Origin of the sequence: Ohtaekwangia koreensis (assembly GCF_900167975.1) — a bacterium.
GTDB classification, from domain to species: Bacteria; Bacteroidota; Bacteroidia; order Cytophagales; family Cyclobacteriaceae; genus Ohtaekwangia; species Ohtaekwangia koreensis.
The window spans coordinates 2,103,794-2,126,807 of sequence record NZ_FUZU01000001.1; the positions used below are offsets into that span (position 1 = coordinate 2,103,794).

The following is a 23,014-nucleotide window of genomic DNA, read 5'->3' on the forward strand; positions in this document are numbered from 1 at the left end:
AATAATCATTATGTCATTCACTATATTCAGAAAAAGACAATGGAAAGTTTTTGCCATGTTGTTATTGAGCGTTGGTTGCTCTGATTTCGGTGACACCAACGACAACCCGAACGCATCGCGTGTACCTGTACCGTTCGCTTTGCTCACGGAAGCTATAACGGGCGTGCCCTCTACAGAAGCCGGTCGTTCGTTGCGCGGAGGTATAGCTGGCATTCAAACCGTTGGTGCACCCGAGCCTATGCTATATGTCCAGTACTGGTCGGAGAGTCAGTATCCTGAAGATTCACAGTACTCCACGACGTTTGCCCTTTGGGACAATTACTATGCTGTATCGTTACAAGACCTGCAGTCGATTATAGACTTCAATACAAATGAAGAAACAAAACTGCAGATGTCGCAGTTTGCATCCAACAACAATCAGCTTGCAGTAGCACGGATTCTCAAGGCGTATTTATTCTGGGTGGTAACCGATCGTTGGGGAGATGTTCCCTATACAGATGCGCTAAAGAAAAATACACAACCTGCATATACCCCTCAACAGCAGATATATAGTGATCTCTTCAAGGAGTTGCGCGAAGCAGGTGATCAGTTTGATAACGGATCGATGCTTGGCGGAGATATTCTCTTCCATGAAGATGCTGCCAAATGGAAAAAGTTTACGAACTCGTTGCGTATGCTTATGGCGTTGCGCATTTCAAACGTTGATCCCGGTACAGCGAAGACAGAATTTCTCAGTGCACTGAATGATGATGACGGTCACATCATCGATAACAGCGATAACGCTTTCGTAGCATTTTTGGATGATGATAAATTGAGGAATCCATTGCATGTACTATTTGATGGGCGTGACGATTACGGTGCAAGTGATGTGTTGGTGAATACTTTAAAAGATCTGAATGATCCACGCGTCACGGTCTTTGTTGATCCGACTGAATCAGACGAATATATAGGACTTCCGTATGGATTGCAGCGTGATATGTTAATTGACTGGACAAACGAGAATGAATATTCTCGTCCGGGAAGTGCCATTCGTGAAACTACATCCCGTGGCTATATACTTACGGCATCACAGATCTTGTTTGCAAAAGCGGAAGCCGCTTTGTTGAATTGGACAACAGATGATGCTGCAGATCTATACTATGCTGCCATTCAGGCATCGTGGAATCAACAAGGTGTTTTTGATCAGGATGCGTTCGAAGAATATACCACACAGGATGCCGTGGAATTTACAGGCACGGAAGAGGAGAAGCTTTCGAAGATTGGCACTCAGCGGTGGATCGCTTTATATCCGAACGGAACAGAAGCATGGTTTGAATGGAGAAGGACCGGTTATCCGAACTTACAACCTACGCCCTATGCGGTGAACGCAAGCAAGCAGATTCCCAGAAGATATGCTTATCCCAACGTAGAGGCTACACTGAATAAACTAAACTACCAGGAAGCATCCGGAAGAATTACCGGTGGCGATACACACGATAGCCACGTGTGGTGGGATGTACAATAACCTTGTTGGATTTGTTTGATTCCTAACCGAAAGTGTCCGGAAGAAATTCCGGGCACTTTTAACAAAAAAAGAGTATCCCGCAACGAATGGGTTACACGCTTTTACCAATTTGAATTTTAAGGATATGAAGAGATTCCTCGATACCTGGGACATTAATAACCGTATCAATTTGCTGCTGCTGGATTCTTTTACGGAAGAGCAATTTCGAAAATTACTTTCCGGACACCGAAAAGCAGATCTCACCAAACACTTCGTTCACATCTATAATACGCGGCTGTTGTGGCTTGAGCAGAATGATCCGACACTGGCCAATGGGCTTGAAAAACTGAACGACCACGGCTTGGAAAAGGAAACACTAAAAGAGGGGCTAGGGAAAACCGGTGATGCGATCACACAGTTGATTCAAAAGACCATGCGTGAAGGGAAAGTCAAGAGCTTCAGTACACCGTATGAATTTCTGGTGTTCATGATCTCTCACGAAGCACAGTGCAGGAATAAAATTGTGATGACATCAATTTCAATTATGAATTAAGGGACGATCGTTCACGATGCAGGTTGCTGGCATACAGACTTCACCTGTAATTTCAATGGCGAAGGGCTCTATTTCGGAACGCTAAAGCTACATTTCGAAGCTATAGTATATCTTTTTCCACGCGGGATGGGTGATTTTTGAATAAATATATAAAGCCCCGTTCTCTATGAAAGCTCACGTAAACACGCACATTTTTAAGAATCCGGACGGCATTGCCTGTGTCCGGTTTGAATTGGCACAACAACAACCGGCCATTGTCGGAGCGCTCTCTTTCTTTAATTCAGGTGACATTGCATTGCATGTAAAAGAACAACTCCCGGACCATGTCCTCTGGTTTGGTCTCGGGTTTATGATTTCCCTGGAGCTTTCACGTGATATGACATCGATCCAGGTTATTCCGGCAAGGCAAGTGCCCGGCATCGATCGGCACGAGATCTTACCCGCGGAAGTATTTTCTGAATTGGAATATATATGTTCTGAGGCCAAGAAGTTTTTTATTGATACAGCATCCGGTTACTGGAACAGCCCCGTGCACGACTGCTACATTCGTCATGGTAATGTCCAATGGCATTCAAAATCATTGTCACTTGGGTTTGACCAGTTAGTAGACCTCGCCCACGAAAAACAATATACTGTTCGATGTGCATAACCCTACCGTTGTATGAAGCCCGGATTATACCAGTATACCGATGATCAGTTGGTAACAGAGGCGAAAGCCGGAAACAGCGCTGCCGCGGAAATTCTTTTTGTGCGACACAATACTTTCGTGTCGCGACTCGTGAAGCAATTCGGAGGCACTGCTGAAGAAATTAAAGACGTCACGCAGGATATATTTATTCGCGTGTGGGAACACCTTCATGGATTTGAACAGCAGAGCTCTTTTACAACCTGGCTCTATAGAATTACGGTGAATCATGTCTTACAATCGAAACGTAAAGAGAAATCGCAGCAGCGACAAATAACATCAGGCCTGTGGCTGGAAGAAGACGACTCTGAAGAATCAATGCTTCCGGAAAACTTTCTGACGGATTATTTCTCGGGTGCGTTGCTTTGCCTGAGCGAAGAGCAACGTATCACGTTGGTACTCGCAGATATATTCCGGATGGATCATGTGCAAGCATCCTATATACTAAAGATTACACCGGATGCTTACCGGAAACGATTATCACGTTCACGGAAAGACCTGCGAAACTGGATTTCAAAAAAATGTAGTCTGCTTACACCGGGAAATACCTGTCAATGTCCAAAAAAGAAACAATGCTTTATTGAAGAAGGCAAGGTTAACGAACGTACTGGTAAATTTGAACGTGACTATATCCGTAAAGTTCAAACTTATATAGCACTCCATTTGGAGCAGACCGGTACTGCGGACCTTATCAATTTTCAAATACATTAAATGTTTCTTTCATTTCCCGTAGCCGGTTTCGTGAAATTGTGAATTCTGATTTCCGTGGATCGCGCATCCGGATAATATATTTATGATTCTCCCAGAAAGAATAATTGCTCATCTGTGAAGTGTTGATGATCACCGAGCGATTAATGCGGAAGAACTTCGTTTTCGGGAGAGAATCTTCCAGGTCAGCCATATTCTGGCGCACGCGATAATTCCCTTTTTCAGTAAAGGCATGGTATGATTTTCCTTCTTTCTGAAACCACTGAACATCATCGAGGTTGATGAGCTTCATGCCCTGCCCGTTGATTACTTCCAGGTGCACTGCTGGCTTTGGTATAGCCATGTCGTTGTCGGGTGCTATAGCTTGAGATTTTTCGGGCGTAGGATTGTTACCAGACGCTATATCCTGCACATTGTTCGTTATTCTATACTTCCCAACCTCAGGCACTATATATTCTTGTGCTGCCTGTACAGTGGTTTCGTTCATATCCATTTCGGTGATGGCAGGTGAATGATGTTGATGCTTTCGCTTGCGATAAAATATAAATCCCAACGAGGCGCTTCCCACCAGCACCAGACTTAACCAAGGCCAGTATACTACAGGTGCAGGCGTAGATGCTTGTACGGTCTTTTCTTTTAAATCCACCAGGTCTGCAGCTGCTTTACGCTCAACATTGGCAATGGAATCTTTGAAGGATGAACACTTCTGCTGGTAGACCAGAGCTTCTTTTAATTCTCCCATCTTTTCATGCAGTATACTTAGCTGATGGTATATTTCTCCTTTAATGTGCGAGAGATGATACTTATCTGCGAGGGTATTAGCTTCCAATGCAAAGTTCTTCGCTTCACTTAGTTTGTGTGTATGCTCACATTCATACGCCATATACTGCAAGGCGCTAACGTAGTTTACATGGAATGAATACTTTTTTGAAATCGCCATCGATTCGCGCAGATATACTTCTGCCTGATCATGCGCACCATTCTGGCAATTCGCACCGGCAAGCCCCAACAGCACGGTAGCTATACTCTTACGATTTTCGAGAATCCGTTCTATTTGTAAACTCTTCTGGTAATATTCTATACTCGCACGAAAATCCTTTTTGTGATCCAGCACCGTGGCGATGTTGTTTAAGCTGACGCTCATGCGAGGAAGATCATTGTGCTTCTGCTGGATTTCGTATGCTGAGCGATAGAGCGTAAGTGCTTCATCCAGATTCCCGGTTCTGAGTTTGAGCGATCCGATATTGGTGAGCACATTCGCCAGATTGACTGAATCGTGTTGCAGATAAGATTTCGCTTTATTCAAATAATAAGACGACCATGTAACGTGATTTAAATTGAATAAATAAACAGTACCCATACCGTTGTACGTGCGTCCGATGCGTGTAGAGTCGTGCAGTGTTTCAAACAACTGAAGGGCATGCCGGTACTCGCGAAGCGATCGCTGCGGGTCGTTAAGTTCCTTATATACCATACCCAACATGAAAGAAGATTTTCCTTCTAGGAGGACGTCTTTCTCTTCCGTTGCGTAACGAAAAGCACGTTCGGCAAGTTTACACGCCTGATCTGGGTATGTTCTGTAAATTTTCAATGAGAATTCCAACAACACGTTGATGGAGTCCCTTCGCGGTAGTGGATCAGGAGATTGTGCAGAAAGAATATTGAAGGATACAACGCACAGGGTAAGGGCCAGCAGTAACATTTTTTTCATACGTCACACGGTTTAGTTGTCAAATGCACGATATTCTGATATCCAAAAACTCTATTCCAATATCGGACAACGATGGTTGGCTGCCAGAATATTCGCGCTTTAAATCTTAGAAACGATTTTTGTGCAAAAGGTTTGAAACCGGATGATAAAATTTATTATTGATGCGAAAAAATGAATGTGATATCAGAACCTGATTGCCGTTAGAAAAAAGATTTTCTACGAAGACCCTCTCTCTTTACTGTCTGGTTGGTTATAAGGATTGCCCGAAAGAGTAATCCTTTTTTTGTTTTGCATTTCCGTGTAACACCTGTCGCGAAAAGATGGCAGGGCGGTGTAATCTCACCGTAAATTTTATATCTTTCTATGGTTCATGGTGGATACTTATGGAAGAACATAACGTTGTACGCTGGTCTCGTTTATTATCAACAGCCGTGTTGGTGATCGCTGTGCTCACATTGGCGGGATGGCAATTTGATGTCGAGTTCTTCAAGCGACCGTTGCCTGGCACCATGCCGATGAATCCGTTCACAGCAGTTTTGTTCATCCTTACCGTATGTGCATTTATACTCACCGTATCCGATCAGCAGACGCATTCAAAACAAAATTTCATACTCGTACTCACGGGCATCATAGCCGCTGTTTCAACCTATAAAGTTATACAGGTTGTTTTCGGTCTGAATTTCACGCTAGACACTGCACTCTATACAGACAAGCTAGCGATCGATCGGGATGAGAATAAGTTGAATCGCATGCCGCTTGTAACGGCTATCAATTTTTTACTGATTGTGCTGTCATTGCTTCACCTTTTTTCGGGGAAGAACAAGCGTGTGATTTTTGCACAACGCTGCGCGGTGCTCGTTATGCTCAATGGTTTATTCTTCCTGCTCGGCTATATATACCGTGTGCCCGAGTTCTTCTCATCTGAATATTATTTCCCGATGGCTGCACAGACAGCAGTCGGTTTTCTTTTTCTGTCTGTTGCATTCCTGTTCGCGAACCCGAAAAAAGGCTTGATGAAGCAGCTTACAAGTTCATATGCAGGCAGTGTTATTGCACGTATACTGATACCGCTGGTAATTATACTGCCGGTGCTGATAGGCTATATACGCTTGTGGGGACATTGGTATGGTATACTTTCAACCGAGCTTGGTGTTACCAGCATTGTATTGAGCTTTATCATCATCTTTGTGTTGCTCATTATATTCAATACAAACTCATTGAATAAAAAAGATGTACAACAGAAGGCAGATGCATGGCATCTTCAATACTATAACACACAGTTACACGATGCCAATCACGAAGTCGCCTCGGCAAATGAAGAGTTACGCGTAGCGCTTGAAGAGCTCACCACTACCAATGAAGAACTGATCACCTCAAACGAAAACCTGGTAGAGCTGAATGATAAACTGGAGATAGCAAAAGAAACCATTCGTCAGCAAGCGGCAGAGATCATTCAGCGAAAGGATGATCAGCTCAGTGAGTATCGAAGGAATATAGATATAATCTTTACCAATACGCAGGAAGGAATGTTGCTGCTGGATGCCGACAGCACGGTTATACTTTTTAACAAAACGTTTGAGGGATTTATCTATAGAGTGGCAAGTATTCAACCAAAAGTGGGAATGCGGCTATCGGATGTGGTGGTGAAGGAGCGGAGAGATACGGCCCATCTTCTTTATGCGAAAGCCTTGCAAGGTGAAGCCGTTTTTACGGAAGCATACTTTACCGCAGAAGGTAAAGAGATTGTTCATTTACTTCGTTATGAACCGGTATATCAGTTTGGTAAGGTGACGCACGTCATCATCATGTCCATGGATATCACGGAGAAAAAAAATCGCGAGAAAGCTATTCAGCAATCCGAAGCCAACCTGAAGGCAATCTTTAATAACACACCCGATGCATTTATACTTCTGGCAAACGACCGGAAGATCATTGCCTATAACAAAGCGTATCTTCATCGGTTCATGCTACACTTTGATACAGAACCCGAGATTGGTACAGATATAGTTCGCTATATCCCGGAAAGCCGCAAAGAATCTTTTCGGGCAATGCTTGAAAGGACAAGTCAGGGTGCTACCGTGCTATACGAAGTAGAATCCTTTGTGAACGAGAAACCACTTTGGTCTTCCGTCATGATCACACGGGTCAAGAATGAATCCGATGAAATGGTTGGCTATTGTCTCAATATTCGCGATACAACCGAAATTAAAAATGCTGAAGTTGCCTTACGCGAGCGTGAAGAGAAGTTCCGCGCGCTGGTTGAATATAGCGATGATGTTTTTTGCCTGGTCGACTTGAATGGAACTATACATTATGCGAGTCCGAGTTTAACCCGGAAACTCGGGTATACTTCGAAAGATCTGGAAACTTTGCAAGGTCATGATCTTATACACCCGGATGATCTGGAACAATATACCCGCGACTGGGAGGATATTGTTCAAAACCAGGGAAAACTCATTTCGATCACCTGTCGTGCGCGACATAAAGATGGCCACTGGCTTTGGATGCAAGGCACTTCTATTAACCTTACACATATACCCAGTGTGAAGGGCATTGTTGCAACCTATCGTGATATCAGTCCACAGAAAGAATACGAGAATAAAATTACCAGCATTGCAAAAGAACTGTCGGTGCTGATTGAAACTTCCAACGTTCCTATTTTCGGGCTTGATGAAAACGGAGCCATCAATGAATGGAACGATGTTACTGCGCAAGTTATGCAGTTTAGTAAATCAGATGCATTAGGGAAAAAATGGATAGAGGAATTTATAGAGGTGCCGTATCAGGAAACGGTGGCTCATCTTTTCGCGCGTGCTATACGCGGCCACGCCCTGAACAATTTTGAACTGCCGGTGTTAACGCGAAATGGAGAGTCAATCATTCTGCTGTTAAGCGCATCGCCACGCTACAATGCAGAAGAACAGATCAAAGGAGTTATTATCGTGGCACAGAATATAACGGAGCTTATCGATTACCGGAAGGGGCTTGAAAAAATGGTGCAGGACCGGACGCGTGAATTAAATGATGCGTTGCAAAAGGAAAAGGAACTTGCCGAGTTGAAGACGAAGTTTGTGTCGATGGCTTCGCATGAATTCAGAACCCCGCTTTCAACTATCTCGCTCGCTACTGGTTTTATCAGACGCTATAAAACTAAAATTTCTCCCGAGGACATTGATAAGAAACTGGATGATATAGTGCGTCAGGTAGAGCATATGAACTACCTGTTGGAAGATGTACTCACGGTAGGTAAGGCCGAGTCAGGCAAGGTGATGGTGGGCGTTATGCCCATTGAAGTAAACGTTTTCTTCGATAGTATATCAAACGAAGTATATCAAAGTACGGGGAAGACACATCGCATCCGATTGGACATTGCGTGCGATCAGCAAGTTATTGCCAGCGATCCGCGGATGCTTCGGATCATCGTGGTAAACCTGCTTACGAATGCAATCAAATTTTCTCCCGGGAAAAATTCTGTGTGGTTTAACATCGCTTGCAGTAATAACACGTTGCAGTTGAAAGTAAAAGATCAGGGGCTTGGTATACCGGAAGAAGATATGGAGAAGCTCTTTCATTCTTTTCATCGCGCATCCAATGCAAGCACCATACAGGGTACTGGTCTTGGATTGTCGATTGTGAGAAAAACGGTAGATTTACTGGGAGGATTTATTCAGGTTGAAAGTAAATTAAATGAAGGCACAACCTTCACAATATCCATACCTATAGATGGAAGGCAAGAAAATATTAGTAGTGGATGATACCGCTGACCTGCTGAAAAATATAGTGCAGGTATTGGCGATGGAGGGATATGAAACGACAGCTGCTGTGAACGGACAGGATGCTGTGAACAAGGTTATGCAATCTGTTCCAGACCTGGTGATCACGGATTTGCTGATGCCGGTAATGGATGGATACACTTTGATTGAAACATTAAAATCAAATGCAGCATGGCAGCATATACCTATCATTGTATTTTCAGCCAAGCCTGAGCAGGAAAGTAAAGATAGAGTGCTGGCCTTGGGAGCGGTCAGATTTATTCGTAAGCCCGGAACAATCGAAATGATCCTGGAGGGTATAAACGAAGTGCTCCCGAGTGCCTAGTGAAAGTATATATATTGAAACGCAGGTTTATGCAGACTGGATAAAAAGCATGAACCTGTTTATATTCATTCTGGAATTTAAACGTATCAACGTAGATGATAAAAGTAGCGATAGCAGATGATCATGGACTCATGCGAGAAGGAATAGCTTCCATGCTTGAAAATGTACCGGATATAACTGTGGTGGGTACTGTGCAGGGTGGAGAAGAAGCTGTTAATCTGACCAACAAAATTCAGCCGGATGTTTTTCTAATGGACATAAAAATGCGCGGCATGACCGGCATTGAAGCTGCGCGATGGATCACCGATATCAATCCCAACATTCGTATTATCCTCATCTCCGCCGAAGCAAATAAAGAATTTATAGCGGCAGGAATCAAGGCAGGTATCGCGGGCTATGTTTTGAAAGATATAGATAAAGAAGCGTTGATAAATGCAATCCGCACTGTGATAAAAGGTGAGCGTTATTTTAGTCCCGATGTTATGACAATCGTCTTTCAGGATTTTTATGCGCAGGAGAAAGTCGAGAAGATTCCGGGAGCACGCGAAATAAAAACAGATCTAACAAAACGTGAACTTGAAGTGCTAACGTTAATCGCGCATGGTAAAAGTTTGAAACAGATAGCTGATGAGCTTTTCATCAATATAAAAACGGTGGAAACGCATAAGCTTAATATACAAGGCAAACTCAACCTCACCAATACGGCACAACTCGTTCGCTATGCTATCGAGAACAAGATCATCAACCTTGGATAGACAAATTTTTCAAAAAATCGGATAGCCGCAAAAAAATGATTTTACAGCACTGACATGCGTTTTAGAAAGCCGATTTGTGCAGTAAACTAATATTCAAAGTTAAACACTAAGGGAAGCCCTTAGAGAAATCTAATCCTCACCCTTAGATTCGAAAGAATAATTCCGATCTATACTATAAATCCCGAACAGGTCTGTACGGGTCTAATCCTCACCCTGATTTTTTAAAATCCTCTTTTTGCTAAAGGTTTACTCCTGCATAAGGGCCAATCTTTGTAATATCAATTCGGGTATACATGATGGCAGGCACGAGGCTTGAAGCAAATAAGTTGGTTGCTTCAGAGGAGGGAAGAGAAGTTGAGAAACTGATGCGTGTTATCGGACAGTTTATTACGAGCTGTTCAAGTTCCATGCGTGGTCCGCTGAAGTCCATAGAAGGCTTGGTAGGCTTGTTGCAGAACAGAAATATATACTCTGAAGATGAGCTTCGAATGTTCCTTTCACATATTAATGATAGTACACAGAAGATGGAAAATATGTTGGATGGACTGGAGCAGTTTCTTGAGAATTCAAGGAAGAATTTAGCGCCACAGGAAGTTGATCTGACAGAATTGATTCAGAAAATTTTTCACGAGTTCAGTGCGGAGCTTCAGGAGCATGCGATCACACCGCGCGTAAAAGTGGAACAACACGTAAAGCTATATACAGACGCTAGCCGGTTGCGTATAGCGCTATGCAATGTTATTGAGAATGCCATTCGTTTCAGCGACCCTGGCAAAGAGAGAAAGTATATTGAGGTTCAAGGCAACGTGAACTTCACGAACTGTTCGATCAATGTAATCGACAATGGCATCGGGATAGAAAGCGGGGAGGAGTCCAAAGTCTTTGATCTGTTCTTCCGCGGAACGGAAAGATCGAAAGGCCTGGGTGTCGGACTATATGTTGTGCGCGAAGTATTGGAAAGGATGGGTGGCAGCGTAACGGTATATTCCAGGCGCAACATAGGCTCGAAGTTCTTTTTATGGATTCCGAATCAGTTGAAGACGGGTATATAAAATAAAGTATAGATATATAGTTGATTGATAAAACCGGAGGTATAAAAACCAAAGGTGTGTGGAGGAGGTGGAGGTGGTTTCATAGTGCCTACCGGGGGGATAGGAGCTTATGTTACTTAAACGTACTAGCACATCTTGCACAGTGCGCAACCTCTGCCTCCGTCACGAATTTAGATAAATGTGTGTTTGAAGTTTAGGTTAAAGGGCATCCATAACGGATGCCTTTTTTGTTTGTTATGAATATATCCGTTGAAACATCTATATCTATGCGAAGATCACTACATTTTATAATCTGCCGGCAACATTCTTTTCATATTTTAAAAGTAGTTTCGCAGGCTTACTGTGTTTGATACTCCGAACTAAACCCCACATTACATGAAACATCATTACCCGTTAGTGTTTTTTCTTTTGTTTTTGCCCGCGGTTGCTTTTGCACAGGTGAATTTGAATTTCATTAATTCACCCTATACGCAGCACTTCGATTCGCTCGCCAGCAGCGGAACAACCAACGACCTGGCTACACTCCCGACTGGCTGGACTTTTTCAGAGTCAGGAACGAATGCCAATACAACGTATGCTGCAGGTACAGGTTCCTCCAATGCAGGCAACACCTATAGCTTTGGACTTACTTCTGAAGATCGTGCTCTCGGAGGATTACTTTCGGGGTCTCTTAGCACAACGGTCGGTGCAGGCTTCGCGAATTATACCGGTAGTACGATTACTTCCTTGCAGATCACCTATCGTGGTGAGCAATGGAGATTGGGCGCAACCGGAAGAGGAGCGGACCGTCTTGATTTTCAATATAGCGGAGATGCTACATCTTTAACTTCCGGTACATGGACTGATATAGATGCACTTGATTTCAATAGCAAAGTAACGGTTGGTACCACAGGTGCTTTAAACGGTAATGATACACTCAACAATCGTATACTTAATTTTGCCATTACCGGATTATCAATCGAGCCGGGAGAGACTTTTTATATACGCTGGCAGGATTTCAATGTGGCAAGTTCAGATGATGGATTGGCCATCGATGACTTTACCATTGTCCCGGTAGGTATACCATCAAATATACCATCCATACAATTCGTGCCGGCCGCGTTGAATTTTGGTGACGTAACCGTGTACGACAGCGCACGTCTGCGCTACCAGGTGATCGCTGCAAATCTCGAAGATTCTATTACCATTTTTACTTTTAACAATGTCTATACATTGTCTGCTGACAGCACACATTTTAATGCCTCTGCTAAATTACCGGCAACAGGCGGATTTATAGATGTGCAATTTGCTCCAACTGCACCTGGCATTTCCAGAGATTCTCTTTTTCACATCAGTGGCACTACATCTAATGTAGTACATGTGACCGGAAACGGTTTTGATTTTGCAAGCAGTATAATTCCGATTGCTGTGGCGCGCACCAAAGCGGTGGGAGAAAAAGTTACCGTGGCGGGTAGGATCACCGTTGGCAGTGAACTGGGAAATCCTGCATACATTCAGGATTCAACCGGTGGTATACCGGTTTTTGATTACGCATTCGCGAATGGTGTGACCATTGGGGATTCTGTAATTGTTACAGGTCCAATTGGAATATTCAACGAGCAGAAACAGATAAGCGGCAATGGTATAGCCTATATTAAACCGGATTCTTCCAAACGATTCATTACACCCAAGCCTATCGCTATAAATGAGCTGTTGATAAACGAAGGCTTGCTTGTGACTGTGCAGAATGTTGAATTGGTAAATAAAGCTTTTGTGTTTTATCCGCAGAGTACAGAGGTTATTACTGCCGGAGGTATACAGGCAGACCTGCGCATAGATGGCGATACAAATATACCGGGTCTTGCTAAGCCACAGGGGATAGCTTCCATTACGGGGGTAGTAGGAAGATTCCGTAGCAATGCACAACTCCTTCCTCGTTTCAGTCGGGATATACCGGGAGCCGTAGTGCCATCACCTCCTTCCGATAGTATAGCAAAAAGCAAAACGCTTGATGTTGTTACCTGGAACCTTGAATTTTTCGGTGCTAAAAAAGAAGACTATGGCAATGAAGAGTACGGACCGGAAGATGAAGCGCAGCAGCTCGTGAATGTAAAGCGAGTACTCGATTCATTGCAAGCCGATGTTGTTGCCGTAGAAGAAGTTTCCAATGATTCATTGTTCACTGCCCTGATCGCACAATTAGGGAAATATAGGGCTATATGTTCCGACCGTTATTCATATTCTTTTGACGGGCCCAGCAATACATTTCCTCCGCAAAAGGTTTGCTTTATATACGATACAGCAACGATCGATGTGTTGTCAGCCAGACCGTTGTTTGAAGCGTTATACGATGAAGCCCGCACAACCAACCCAACGTTGTTACCAGGCTATCCCGGAGGCAATCCATCCAGTTTTTATTCCAGCGGACGATTACCATACTTGCTTACGGTACAGGCAACCATTGAAGGTGTCAGCGAACGAATTTCTTTCGTGGGAATTCATGGTAAATCTGGCGCAACAGCAGCCGACAGAAGCCGCAGAGAATATGATGCTGCGGTATTGAAAGATTCCCTGGATGCAAATTTTCCAGGTGAACAAGTTATTATTCTTGGTGATTTGAACGATGATCTTGATCAATCTATAGCCACAGGATTGGAAACCCCGTATGCTTCGTTTATGAATGACACTATACACTATAGCGGCATTACAAAAAGTTTAAGCGATGCCGGAGCAAGATCTACAATCAGTTTTAGCGACATGATCGATCATCAGTTGATCACCGATGACCTGCGGGAAGAGTATATTCCTGGTTCCGAGCAGGTGATTACACCGTTCAATTTTATTACGAACTATGCGTCCACTACGTCTGATCACTTGCCGGTAATTGTTCGCTATAGTTTACAGGCTCCGCGTGTTGATTTCGTGGAAAATTCCGTTACATTGTCGGAGGACAGCACTACATATATAGCACAACTTACCATCAGTAAAAAGTCGGCTACTGGTAAAAACATAGCGATAGCACTCGATGGCGAAGGAGTATATGGCGAAGACTTTATAACCGAGCCAGCCGCCGTTGACTCTAAAATTATCCTGCCGATCGCAGCCGATACAACAACAGCTTCATTTAAGGTTATAGTGCTGAACGATGCTATCGATGAACTGGCGGAAACTACAACGTTCACAATTCTCGAAGAAGGGGGTTTGACGGGTGGAGACCAATCTGTATTTGCGTTAACGATCGAGGACAACGACATTCCTTCAATTGCTTTCGCAGAGTTGTTCGCCAGTGCAAAAGAGGGAACGGGAGTATATAATCTGAAGTTGAAGCTAAGCACACCAGTTGCATCCGATCAAACGGTGACGATCCAGGTAACACCGGGTCCTGGTGCAGTATATGGTATGGACTATACCACTGAACCTGCCGTGAGCCAGCAACGAATTCAACTGCACGTACCTGCTGGCAGCAATGAAGTATCCGTAGGTATAACACCGTTGGCCGATGGAGGCATTGAGTTTCCGTTGGAGTTTATTTCATTCTTCCTGGAAAAGACAACAGACGGACTTGTGTTAGCGAATCCCCGCATTTCAATGTTCACCATCATCGATGTAAAGAAAAGACAGCCGCATATTGTAGCATCGCCTAATCCAACCACGGGCAACGTGAAGTTACTGAGCAAAGATGTCGATGAAAGCGAAGTGATCCAGGCTGAATTGCGTGGCACAACGGGTGAGGTACTGTACACGGGTGCTGGTACATTGAATGACCTGAGCGTGACCTTTACTACCAGACTCCAGCAAAACAGAAGAGGTGTCTATACTGTAAAACTCCAGATCGATGGTGAAACCATCCTGGTAAGAATATTGAAGATCTGATTCTGATATACTATATAAAAAAAGGGTGCTCATCGAAGCACCCTTTTTTTGTTTCAATATTCAATATATAGTTCTTCCTTTATTGGAAAACATCAGCCGGAAGCAGGAACATTTCTGCTATTAATTCATAGGAACGAAGCCTGTCTTCAAATGTATCTGCGAAGGTGGAGATCACGACTTCGTCAACATCAAAAGTCTTTGCGAGCTGGTTGATCTTTTCCTTTACAACGTCAGGGGTACCCGTAATCGTGCGAAGGCGATTGTACTGAACCCGTGCAAGCTCCTCGCGTGAGTATGCATACGACTTGATGGATTCATACGAAGGAGATTCATCGATTTTTCCTTTCTCGATACTGAGCAGACGATAATCCATTACGGCCTGTACCTGTGCTGCCTTTTCTTCCGTCTCTCCACAAAACACAAAAACACCTACGCTTACTTTTGGATGCTGCAACTGTGCAGAAGGTTTGAACTGCTGGCGATACGCACGAATCGCTTCGGGGCCGCCTACCGGATTAATAAACTGAGCGAATGACAAAGCCATTCCAAAGTGTGCTGCTATATATGCACTCTCGCCACTACTGGTTAGCATCCATAGTTCGGGTTGCGTATCGATTCGGGGAATTGCCCGAACCTTTTCGTGTACCGTGCCGGTTGTAGCATCGTCTGACAGGAACGCCTTCATGTCTACGATCTGCTGGATATAGTCTTGCGGACTAAACGTGTTGGAAGGATTTAAGAGCGATGCCGTAAGCCTGTCACCACCAGGAGCGCGTCCTATTCCTAAATCTATTCGGCCGGGATATAGGGCTTCAAGCAATCGAAAATTTTCAGCAACTTTCAATGTACTGTGGTTGGGCAACATGATACCACCTGAGCCGAAACGGAGATTTTTAGTCTCGCCAGCCAAACGTGCTATTAAAACTTCCGGTGCTGCGCCTGCGAGTGTCAAAATATTATGATGTTCGGATAGCCAGTAACGGGTATAGCCGAGTTTATCGGTAAACTTGGCGAGCGCTATACTTTCCTGTAAAGCTTCCCGCGCATTGCTTCCCCTGCGGATCGGAGTCTGATCCAGTACACTAAGTTTCAATTTCATAGACCACTGATACCTGCCTGACAAAGCAGGAGGTGTTTTATTTTGTACTTTTCATTAACACCATTGTATCCTGTAAAGGTTCAACGCCCATCCGGATATTGAAAAAAGTATTTGCTTGATCAAGTGAAACTCTGGTGTACTATACATGGAATGTTCAGGATGCAAAAGCAGTTTCGAAGCGGTGCTGCACTTCGAAACTGCTCATGATAGTTATGCCGCTGTAACCTGCTTCACCTCCCTGATCTGTAAGTAAGCCATAGCGGCAACCCATAAAGCCACTGCCGTGATTGCTATATAGCCGATTACCGATAAGTTAAACAGTTGAGGCAGTACAATGGCGAAGCTGCCAATTACCCAAAGAACATCCAGTGTTATGATAGTATATACCTGCAGAGGTCGCGGAGATTTTTGAATGCCTTCATACAATACACCGGCTGCAAAAACAACCAGGAAAATTCCAACACCGGTAAACACCTGTGATTGTGATGTGCCGAAGAGATCAGCCACGGTGCGTGCAAAAACAATGAGTCCAACACCGGTAGCGCCTGAGCTTACCGCGTTGATAAGAAGTACATTTTTTAAGGATTTCATAACCGTTTTGTTTAGTGTTTATTGATGATGTAAAAGTATAGCAGTGGCCCTCGAAGCCATTTATCTTTTCACGCCAACCATTTACCATTTTCCGCCATTTATATATCCTGGTAACAAATGGCTTTTCTTAATTCCTATATTTGTTTCATGATCGAAGAACAACAAAAACGTTTTATACTAAGCCTGCTGGCCTATGCAGTACAGCGCGGTATATCTGCACAGCAACTTTGTAAACTCAGCAACATTGATCTGGCCGCCTTGAAGAAAAAAGGACCTATAGCAATTAGCGACAAGCAGCGCGATGATCTTTGGCTGAATGCCAGTCATTTGAGTGGCGATCTTTTATTTGGATTACATTTTGGAGAATCGATGCAGTTGAGTGCGCTCGGTATAGTAGGTGAAATCATAAAGACCAGCAGTACAATAGGGGAGGCGTTGACACATGCTGCAGCCATGATTCCCCTGGTAACCGACCTGGTAAGTATGCAGGTAACGCGATCTAAAAAAACATTTATACTTGAATATATACCTACCGCTGCCGGTAAAAAGCAGGAAGATACTTTTACCTTTCAACAGATGCTGGATCTGTTAATGGTTTTTACGATTCACGAACTGGATGGTTTATTGCTTCGGAAAGTTGAGCCCTATGCCGTGCAGTACTCTTTTAAGATCTCGAACGCGCAGGAGTATGAACGAGTCCTTCGATGTATACCCTCACGGAAGGCGGGCAAATATACTCTGGAGTTTGAGAACTCCTATTGGGATGAGCCGATCCTCACCGCCCATTATGAACTCCAGAAGATATTACTTGATGCAGTAACATCCATCAGTAAAGAATCCGTGAGCGGGGAAACCCTCCAGTCGAAAATTTATACTTACCTGTTCAGCAACGCTTACCTGGGCGTACTCACGTTGGAAGAAGTGGCTGCTAATTTCAATGTTAGTGCAAGGAGTTTACAACGTAAGTTACAAGAGGAAGGTGTAACGTACCAACAGTTATCGGATGCCGTAAAAAAGTCACTGGCGGTACACTATATACAATCCGGAAATTACCCGTTGAAAGAGATCTCTGCTATGCTTGGCTATAACGAACTCAGCGCCTTTACACGTGCTTTTAAGCGGTGGACTGGTAAAGCACCTGTGAGTTATAGAGGCTAACGTAAAACTAATTTTGGTATCGCCCGATGACTTTCACAAGGCATTTTTCTATTTCAGTTTTCAAGAGCGAAAAACGCATCGGCTTTTGTATATACTGAAATGCTCCCAGCTGGTATGATTTTTCTATGTTGTCCATAGCCGAAGATGTAGATAGAATCACAACAGGAATTTCCTGAAGGCTGGTGTGTGTTTTAATCTCTTTCAGACATTGGAAGCCGTTTTTCAAGGGCATATTTAGATCCATAAAAATGACATCCGGATGTTGCCTGGTGGCAAGCAGTTTTTCCAACAACACAATTCCATTTTCAGCAATGGTCAGGTTAATAGGCTGGCCTAATTCTACAAATACATCTTTAAATAGGAGAACATCATCTTGGTCGTCATCGGCATAGTAAATATTCTGGATCAACTGTTTTTGGTTCATCTTGGATTTGAATGTTGAAGGTGGCAGGTTTTTATACTTGGGGGGCTGCTATACTTCACGCTTAAATTAGTTCATAATTACAAGTTCAATATTAGATTGTTAACGTCTAAGATTCTATCAGGGAAATCCCTGATTTTTGTCAGTATTTGAGGGAATTCTTGAACGATTCCAATAATGCCTTATACCTTTAAGGATTTATAAATTGAAAAATGACTCAAAAGATTAAAGTCTTTCACCTCGAAGATTACAAAATTATACGTGATGGTATCCGCTTCCTGTTAGGTCATGACGAGTCGATCGAAGTAGTTGGAGAAGCTAAACTTGGTGAAGAACTTCTGAACGTTATCGATAAAACGGACATCGATGTACTGTTGCTCGACATCTACTTGGACGGCATGCAGGATGTTCGTACCATTGATGGCTTTGAGGTTTGCGATATAGTTCAGAAGAAGCATCCGAAGATTAAAATTGTAGCACACTCTGTCTATGACGATGCCGACCGTGTGGCCAAGATTATGAAGGCCGGTGCGATGGGATTTGTTTCGAAAAAGGCCGGTTACGAGGAATTGATCCAGGCTATAAAAGTTGTATATAGCGGTAAAAAATATATTTGCGCGGAGACATCGCGAAAGTTAAAAAACATTAATAAATTTTTGGCTGGAATTGAGGATACCCTGAGGGGAGAAGACGAGTTCTTTTCGAAACGGGAACGGGAGGTGTTGGAGTTGATGGCGAAAGGACATTCATCCAGAATTATAGCGGAGAACTTGTTCATTACGGAAAAGACGGTGGAGTCGCATCGTAAGAACATGATTCAGAAAGCAAAGGTAAAGAACACAGCAGAGCTGATCGCGTATGCTTCGGCTCGTGGTTTTTTAAAGATATAGATGACAGCCCTGTTGCTGTCTATGGTATAAAACGTTTAGTAATGCACGACAGCCCTGACTACCTGGAGATCAAACGCATTGGAAAACTTTCCAAGGACGGAGTATTTATCTATAAAACAGATGATCGTAATTTTCAATATCTGAATGCAGCCTTCGCTGAGATCTTTGATGTAGCCCATGAGGATATATACTCTCAATCCAGGTTGTTGCTCGCCTTGATTATATCGGAAGATCAGCATTATTTACAATCACGATTCGCAGACCTGTTACAAGCGGGCTGCATTACCAGTACCGAGTTTAGGATCAGGCTGTCCAACGGAGTACTCAAGCATGTTTCCTGCGATGCATATGTACTGGATAATCAAACCACGATCATCGGCTTTGTAAAAGATGTGAGCAAGAGCAAAGAGCACGAAAATTATATCATTAACTACGGAGCCAAGAAAGATACTCTGCTTGATACGATTACCCATAACTTGTACGGGCCACTCAATTTATCTCAAAGTATAACCCGTAAAATTCAGGAGTCGTACAGTGATGGAAAGTATAAAGAATTGAGCCCCTATGTTCATCTCATCCACGAGATTACCAGCGAATGTATCGATATAGTCACCAATTTTTTAAGAGAAGAGCACCAGGAGTCGGAGCGTATCTTCGTTAAGAAAAGTCGCTTTGATATTATAGAGAGAGTCAGAGCTACGCTTAGTAAGCTGGTGGAAACAAATCATGATAAAAATTTCAGGCTGATCACAAACCTGGAGAACCTTTACATCAATGCTGATAGTGTCAAATTCTTTCAGACACTCCATAACCTGGTTTCAAATGCCATCAAGTTTACTCCTGAAGGCGGTCAGATTGATATACTGCTGGATGAAGCAGAGGATAGTTTTACCATTTGTGTGAGAGACAATGGTATAGGTATACCGAAGCAGTTGCAGTCTACGATTTTTAACAAAGATGCAGCGACCGGTCGCCCGGGATTAAAAGGTGAAAAATCCATTGGCTTGGGATTACCCATCGTTAAAAATCTTGTTGAGCTAATGAGCGGTGATATGTGGTTTGAAAGCGAAGAGAATAAGGGCTCAGCATTCTTTGTAAAGCTTCCGAAGGAATAAAAATAGTGACTTATATTTTTCTGTATTATACCCAGAAGTATTCCCCATGGACGTTCAGACCAAAAAAGACTAAATACGAGACTGTATTTAAAAACAACCTATGCAGCGAAGTCTTTAGGATAACATTCACAAGTATATTTCATACATTTCTCCTTGTAAGCAACGCATTGAACCAATGTGTAATATCCTACACAGGACTACTTTTTTCATGTCATGAAATAAAGAAATGATATGATTCAACAGATCACTGAAATTCCAAATACCATGGTTGCGTTCCGCGCGGTTGATGAAGTAACGGAAGCTGATTTCAAAAATACGGTACTGCCCGCGGTACGCGAGTTGGTGAAGCGCACCGGTAAACTGAATTACCTGTTAGTGGTGGATACTCCGTTGAAGAATTTTACAATAGGAGCATGGTGGCAGGATGCACTTTTAGGATTAAAAGAACTAACACACTGGAATCGTGTAGCCATCCTTACAGACTCCGATGGTATAAATAGCTTTACGGATGCTTTTGGCATTATGATTCCGGGAGAGTTTAGAGGGTACAAGCAAGATCAACTTTCGGAAGCGATCGATTGGGTGGCAGGCTAAATGTCGTGACGAAGTATAAAGTATATTATACGCAAGGTATACCTGAAAGTTTATACCTGGAGACTGCCAGGGTTGCAGGTTATATAATTTTCGTCAGACAGATTTACGGATCATTAATCTTTATCCTGACAGATTTGTTTAACTGCATAAACCTATACAAATTTTTATTTACCCGTTGGCAACAGAATTTTCACACTTCTCCAATGAAATCATACACAAGACGAAATCTATTCCTTATTTGTAAAAATACTTGGCCCCAAGGTTGCAATATCGATAATACTTCTTGGCAATAGAAGTAAAGTTATGGACCCTTTCTGTAGACATAAATGCTCTGTTAATCCACACTCCACGCAGTTTACTGCTGATAAGAAGTCAAATGAGGTTGGAACCGTTTTTTCAAATCTGGAAGTGATACGTACCACTATGAGGAATAAGATGTATAAAAAAGTTTACGGGTTTGGGGTAAGTGCACTTTGCGTTTCCATATTCTTTTCTTGTAGTAAAAATATTACGCCGGTTGATACCGCTAAAAACAAAGTACAGCAAGAAACAATAGCGGCTGCTGATTCTCTTGAAACCGAAAAAGTGGTAAGAGCTGGACGCAGTTTATCAATCGATACATTGCAACATCCGCTCGATAGCCGGAAGACTGAAGTGTGGAAGCGTGACGCTGACTACAATCTGAAAGTCCATGATAAAGTAGTGCGCTTCTACGCGCTGAACGATTACAGAACCAAATGGCTTGGAGAATATGCTCCTAATTCGTTCTACCAAAAGTTTACAGAACTGGTAGCGAATTCTGTCAGCTATGGACTTGTGCCCGAAGATTATACGATAACAGGCATTGAGGAAAAATTAAATGACCTGTATACGAAACAGCCACTGGATACGGCTGCCATCACTGCTCTGGATATACAGATCAGTGAGCGATTCTTTTTGTTAACCACACACATGATGGATGGCAAGATCCGCTACCCTGGCAACGGAGCAGCGATCTGGATTCGCGATACAAAGCAGAATGATCGTACGTCCGATGTGTTTGCACTGGCAGAGACAATAGAGCCTGAGCAGTTAACTGCTTCCATCACGAAGCTGCAACCGGCTTATGAGCAGTATCAAAAACTGCAGAAAGCATTGGAGCATTACCGCACGCTGGAAAAGTCTGAGCCTGTAGCCCTTACGTTGAATACTTCCGTGGGCAAGATCAAGCCTGAAGATAAGAACCTCATTATACCGCTTATTCGCAGAAAGCTGGCACTTACTGATTTGAAAGTCTATGCTATGCCGGTGGACTCTGTTTCGGGTAAAATGGACTCCCTGCGCTATGACGCTGAGCTGGTGTCCGCCATTAAATGGTTTCAGTTTCGTCATGGCCTGGAGCCCGATGGAATTATAGGGGAGAAGACTTTGAAATTCCTGAATCAAACCTTTAAAGAAAAAGCAAACATCATTGCCTTGAACATGGAGCGACTTCGCTGGTTGCCAAAGGATAAGTACAACGACAACTATATCATGGTAAACATTCCGGAGTATAAACTGAGAATGATCGAAAATCAGAAAGAGGTTTTCAACATGCGCGTTATTGTCGGTGCTCCTGGTAAACCAACACCAGTTTTCAATGATGCTGTAAACCATATTATATTCAGTCCTACATGGACAGTGCCCACCAGCATTATCAAAGAAGAGATCATTCCGAGATTGCGGAAAGATTCTTCATACTACACGCAAAAGAACTATGCGTTCTTCAAGAATGAAGAGACTATTGATCCTGCTGTAGAGTCTTGGAAGGATGAAGAGATCAATCCCTATAAATACCGCATTGTACAACAACCCGGTCCGGATAACTCGCTGGGGCTTGTGAAATTCGGAATGCCGAACAAGATGAATATATACTTACACGACACACCCAATCATTCACTGTTCAATAAAACATACAGGGCATTGAGTCACGGTTGCGTGCGACTGGATGAACCTGCATTATTTGCAGAGTATCTATTGCGCGATCAAAAGGGATGGAATAAAGCTACGGTGCAAAATGCCATGAAAGCGGGCACACCTACTACAATACACTTAAGAAAGAGATACCCGGTACATATCGAGTATCATACCGCCTGGGTAGATGAAAACGGTCTCATTAATTTCCGTGAAGATATATACGGCCATGACAGACGCCAGTTAGAACAATTATATCCGACGGATAAAGCGTCTGCAGTAGCAGGTATATAAAGGTAGAGTATATAGATTGCGTT

Annotated in this window: 18 protein-coding genes; 14 read left to right on the top strand and 4 right to left on the bottom strand. The window is 43.2% G+C overall.

Annotated elements, in window-relative coordinates; genetic code table 11:
• The first annotated feature begins 10 nt into the window (after positions 1–10).
• From B5Y40_RS08630 to B5Y40_RS08645, 4 genes are all read left to right on the top strand, one after another.
• On the top strand, positions 11–1,504 hold the full coding sequence (locus B5Y40_RS08630) for a SusD/RagB family nutrient-binding outer membrane lipoprotein (protein WP_079686275.1): 1,494 nt from the start codon (positions 11–13) through the stop codon (positions 1,502–1,504).
• Positions 1,505–1,628: 124 nt separating this feature from the next.
• A complete protein-coding gene (locus B5Y40_RS08635) occupies positions 1,629–2,036 on the top strand; it encodes a hypothetical protein (RefSeq protein ID WP_079686276.1) in 408 nt (135 codons plus the stop codon).
• A 166-nt stretch (positions 2,037–2,202) separates the two neighbouring features.
• A complete protein-coding gene (locus B5Y40_RS08640) occupies positions 2,203–2,685 on the top strand; it encodes a hypothetical protein (RefSeq protein WP_079686277.1) in 483 nt (160 codons plus the stop codon).
• A 12-nt stretch (positions 2,686–2,697) separates the two neighbouring features.
• Entirely contained in the window at positions 2,698–3,432 is a 735-nt protein-coding gene (locus tag B5Y40_RS08645; RefSeq protein WP_079686278.1) for an RNA polymerase sigma factor, read from the top strand.
• On the opposite strand, the gene B5Y40_RS08650 is transcribed toward B5Y40_RS08645, so the two are convergent.
• A complete protein-coding gene (locus B5Y40_RS08650; protein ID WP_079686279.1) occupies positions 3,413–5,140 on the bottom strand; it encodes a LytTR family transcriptional regulator in 1,728 nt (575 codons plus the stop codon). The genes B5Y40_RS08645 and B5Y40_RS08650 overlap by 20 nt on opposite strands.
• Before the next feature lie 383 nt (positions 5,141–5,523).
• On the opposite strand from B5Y40_RS08650, the gene B5Y40_RS08655 reads away from it, so the two are divergent.
• The 5 genes from B5Y40_RS08655 (at position 5,524) to B5Y40_RS08675 (ending at position 14,897) form a co-directional block, all read left to right on the top strand.
• Positions 5,524–8,895 carry a PAS domain S-box protein gene (locus B5Y40_RS08655; RefSeq protein ID WP_159453633.1) on the top strand — a complete coding sequence of 1,124 codons (3,372 nt, stop codon included), beginning with the start codon at positions 5,524–5,526 and terminating at the stop codon, positions 8,893–8,895.
• Positions 8,864–9,238 carry a response regulator gene (locus B5Y40_RS08660; protein WP_079686281.1) on the top strand — a complete coding sequence of 125 codons (375 nt, stop codon included), beginning with the start codon at positions 8,864–8,866 and terminating at the stop codon, positions 9,236–9,238. Before B5Y40_RS08655 ends, B5Y40_RS08660 begins: the two co-directional genes overlap by 32 nt.
• Positions 9,239–9,333: 95 nt before the next feature.
• On the top strand, positions 9,334–9,993 hold the full coding sequence (locus B5Y40_RS08665; RefSeq protein ID WP_079686282.1) for a response regulator: 660 nt from the start codon (positions 9,334–9,336) through the stop codon (positions 9,991–9,993).
• A gap of 293 nt (positions 9,994–10,286) precedes the next feature.
• Positions 10,287–11,045 carry a sensor histidine kinase gene (locus tag B5Y40_RS08670; RefSeq protein ID WP_079686283.1) on the top strand — a complete coding sequence of 253 codons (759 nt, stop codon included), beginning with the start codon at positions 10,287–10,289 and terminating at the stop codon, positions 11,043–11,045.
• Positions 11,046–11,420: 375 nt separating this feature from the next.
• Entirely contained in the window at positions 11,421–14,897 is a 3,477-nt protein-coding gene (locus B5Y40_RS08675; RefSeq protein WP_079686284.1) for an endonuclease/exonuclease/phosphatase family protein, read from the top strand.
• Between the two features lie 79 nt (positions 14,898–14,976).
• On the opposite strand, the gene B5Y40_RS08680 is transcribed toward B5Y40_RS08675, so the two are convergent.
• On the bottom strand, positions 14,977–15,996 hold the full coding sequence (locus tag B5Y40_RS08680; protein ID WP_079686285.1) for an LLM class flavin-dependent oxidoreductase: 1,020 nt from the start codon (positions 15,994–15,996) through the stop codon (positions 14,977–14,979).
• A gap of 210 nt (positions 15,997–16,206) precedes the next feature.
• Positions 16,207–16,587 carry a hypothetical protein gene (locus tag B5Y40_RS08685; RefSeq protein WP_079686286.1) on the bottom strand — a complete coding sequence of 127 codons (381 nt, stop codon included), beginning with the start codon at positions 16,585–16,587 and terminating at the stop codon, positions 16,207–16,209.
• Between the two features lie 147 nt (positions 16,588–16,734).
• On the opposite strand from B5Y40_RS08685, the gene B5Y40_RS08690 reads away from it, so the two are divergent.
• Complete coding sequence (locus tag B5Y40_RS08690) at positions 16,735–17,745, top strand: AraC family transcriptional regulator (protein WP_245840500.1); 1,011 nt, start codon at positions 16,735–16,737, stop codon at positions 17,743–17,745.
• A gap of 7 nt (positions 17,746–17,752) precedes the next feature.
• Here B5Y40_RS08690 and B5Y40_RS08695 read toward each other — a convergent pair whose 3' ends face one another.
• Positions 17,753–18,169, bottom strand: a complete 417-nt coding sequence (locus tag B5Y40_RS08695; RefSeq protein WP_079686287.1) for a response regulator — start codon at positions 18,167–18,169, stop codon at positions 17,753–17,755.
• Positions 18,170–18,378: 209 nt separating this feature from the next.
• On the opposite strand from B5Y40_RS08695, the gene B5Y40_RS08700 reads away from it, so the two are divergent.
• The 4 genes from B5Y40_RS08700 (at position 18,379) to B5Y40_RS08715 (ending at position 22,991) form a co-directional block, all read left to right on the top strand.
• On the top strand, positions 18,379–19,056 hold the full coding sequence (locus tag B5Y40_RS08700; RefSeq protein WP_079686288.1) for a response regulator: 678 nt from the start codon (positions 18,379–18,381) through the stop codon (positions 19,054–19,056).
• A gap of 41 nt (positions 19,057–19,097) precedes the next feature.
• Positions 19,098–20,171 (top strand): PAS domain-containing sensor histidine kinase, encoded by a 1,074-nt coding sequence (locus tag B5Y40_RS08705; protein WP_079686289.1) that lies wholly within the window; start codon positions 19,098–19,100, stop codon positions 20,169–20,171.
• Between the two features lie 231 nt (positions 20,172–20,402).
• Positions 20,403–20,765 (top strand): SpoIIAA family protein, encoded by a 363-nt coding sequence (locus B5Y40_RS08710; RefSeq protein ID WP_079686290.1) that lies wholly within the window; start codon positions 20,403–20,405, stop codon positions 20,763–20,765.
• 423 nt (positions 20,766–21,188) lie between these two features.
• Positions 21,189–22,991, top strand: coding sequence for a L,D-transpeptidase family protein (locus B5Y40_RS08715; protein ID WP_159453634.1), 1,803 nt, complete (start codon positions 21,189–21,191; stop codon positions 22,989–22,991).
• Positions 22,992–23,014: the final 23 nt, after the last annotated feature.

Coding starts and splice junctions, on each gene's coding strand:
- B5Y40_RS08705 (WP_079686289.1), top strand. CDS start 19,098: ATGCACGACAGCCCTGACTACCTGGAGATCAAACGCATTGGAAAACTT.
- B5Y40_RS08715 (WP_159453634.1), top strand. CDS start 21,189: ATGAGGAATAAGATGTATAAAAAAGTTTACGGGTTTGGGGTAAGTGCA.
- B5Y40_RS08680 (WP_079686285.1), bottom strand. CDS start 15,996: ATGAAATTGAAACTTAGTGTACTGGATCAGACTCCGATCCGCAGGGGA.
- B5Y40_RS08695 (WP_079686287.1), bottom strand. CDS start 18,169: ATGAACCAAAAACAGTTGATCCAGAATATTTACTATGCCGATGACGAC.
- B5Y40_RS08690 (WP_245840500.1), top strand. CDS start 16,735: ATGATCGAAGAACAACAAAAACGTTTTATACTAAGCCTGCTGGCCTAT.
- B5Y40_RS08655 (WP_159453633.1), top strand. CDS start 5,524: ATGGAAGAACATAACGTTGTACGCTGGTCTCGTTTATTATCAACAGCC.
- B5Y40_RS08635 (WP_079686276.1), top strand. CDS start 1,629: ATGAAGAGATTCCTCGATACCTGGGACATTAATAACCGTATCAATTTG.
- B5Y40_RS08660 (WP_079686281.1), top strand. CDS start 8,864: ATGGAAGGCAAGAAAATATTAGTAGTGGATGATACCGCTGACCTGCTG.
- B5Y40_RS08675 (WP_079686284.1), top strand. CDS start 11,421: ATGAAACATCATTACCCGTTAGTGTTTTTTCTTTTGTTTTTGCCCGCG.
- B5Y40_RS08685 (WP_079686286.1), bottom strand. CDS start 16,587: ATGAAATCCTTAAAAAATGTACTTCTTATCAACGCGGTAAGCTCAGGC.
- B5Y40_RS08710 (WP_079686290.1), top strand. CDS start 20,403: ATGATTCAACAGATCACTGAAATTCCAAATACCATGGTTGCGTTCCGC.
- B5Y40_RS08640 (WP_079686277.1), top strand. CDS start 2,203: ATGAAAGCTCACGTAAACACGCACATTTTTAAGAATCCGGACGGCATT.
- B5Y40_RS08700 (WP_079686288.1), top strand. CDS start 18,379: ATGACTCAAAAGATTAAAGTCTTTCACCTCGAAGATTACAAAATTATA.
- B5Y40_RS08645 (WP_079686278.1), top strand. CDS start 2,698: ATGAAGCCCGGATTATACCAGTATACCGATGATCAGTTGGTAACAGAG.
- B5Y40_RS08630 (WP_079686275.1), top strand. CDS start 11: ATGTCATTCACTATATTCAGAAAAAGACAATGGAAAGTTTTTGCCATG.
- B5Y40_RS08650 (WP_079686279.1), bottom strand. CDS start 5,140: ATGAAAAAAATGTTACTGCTGGCCCTTACCCTGTGCGTTGTATCCTTC.
- B5Y40_RS08670 (WP_079686283.1), top strand. CDS start 10,287: ATGATGGCAGGCACGAGGCTTGAAGCAAATAAGTTGGTTGCTTCAGAG.
- B5Y40_RS08665 (WP_079686282.1), top strand. CDS start 9,334: ATGATAAAAGTAGCGATAGCAGATGATCATGGACTCATGCGAGAAGGA.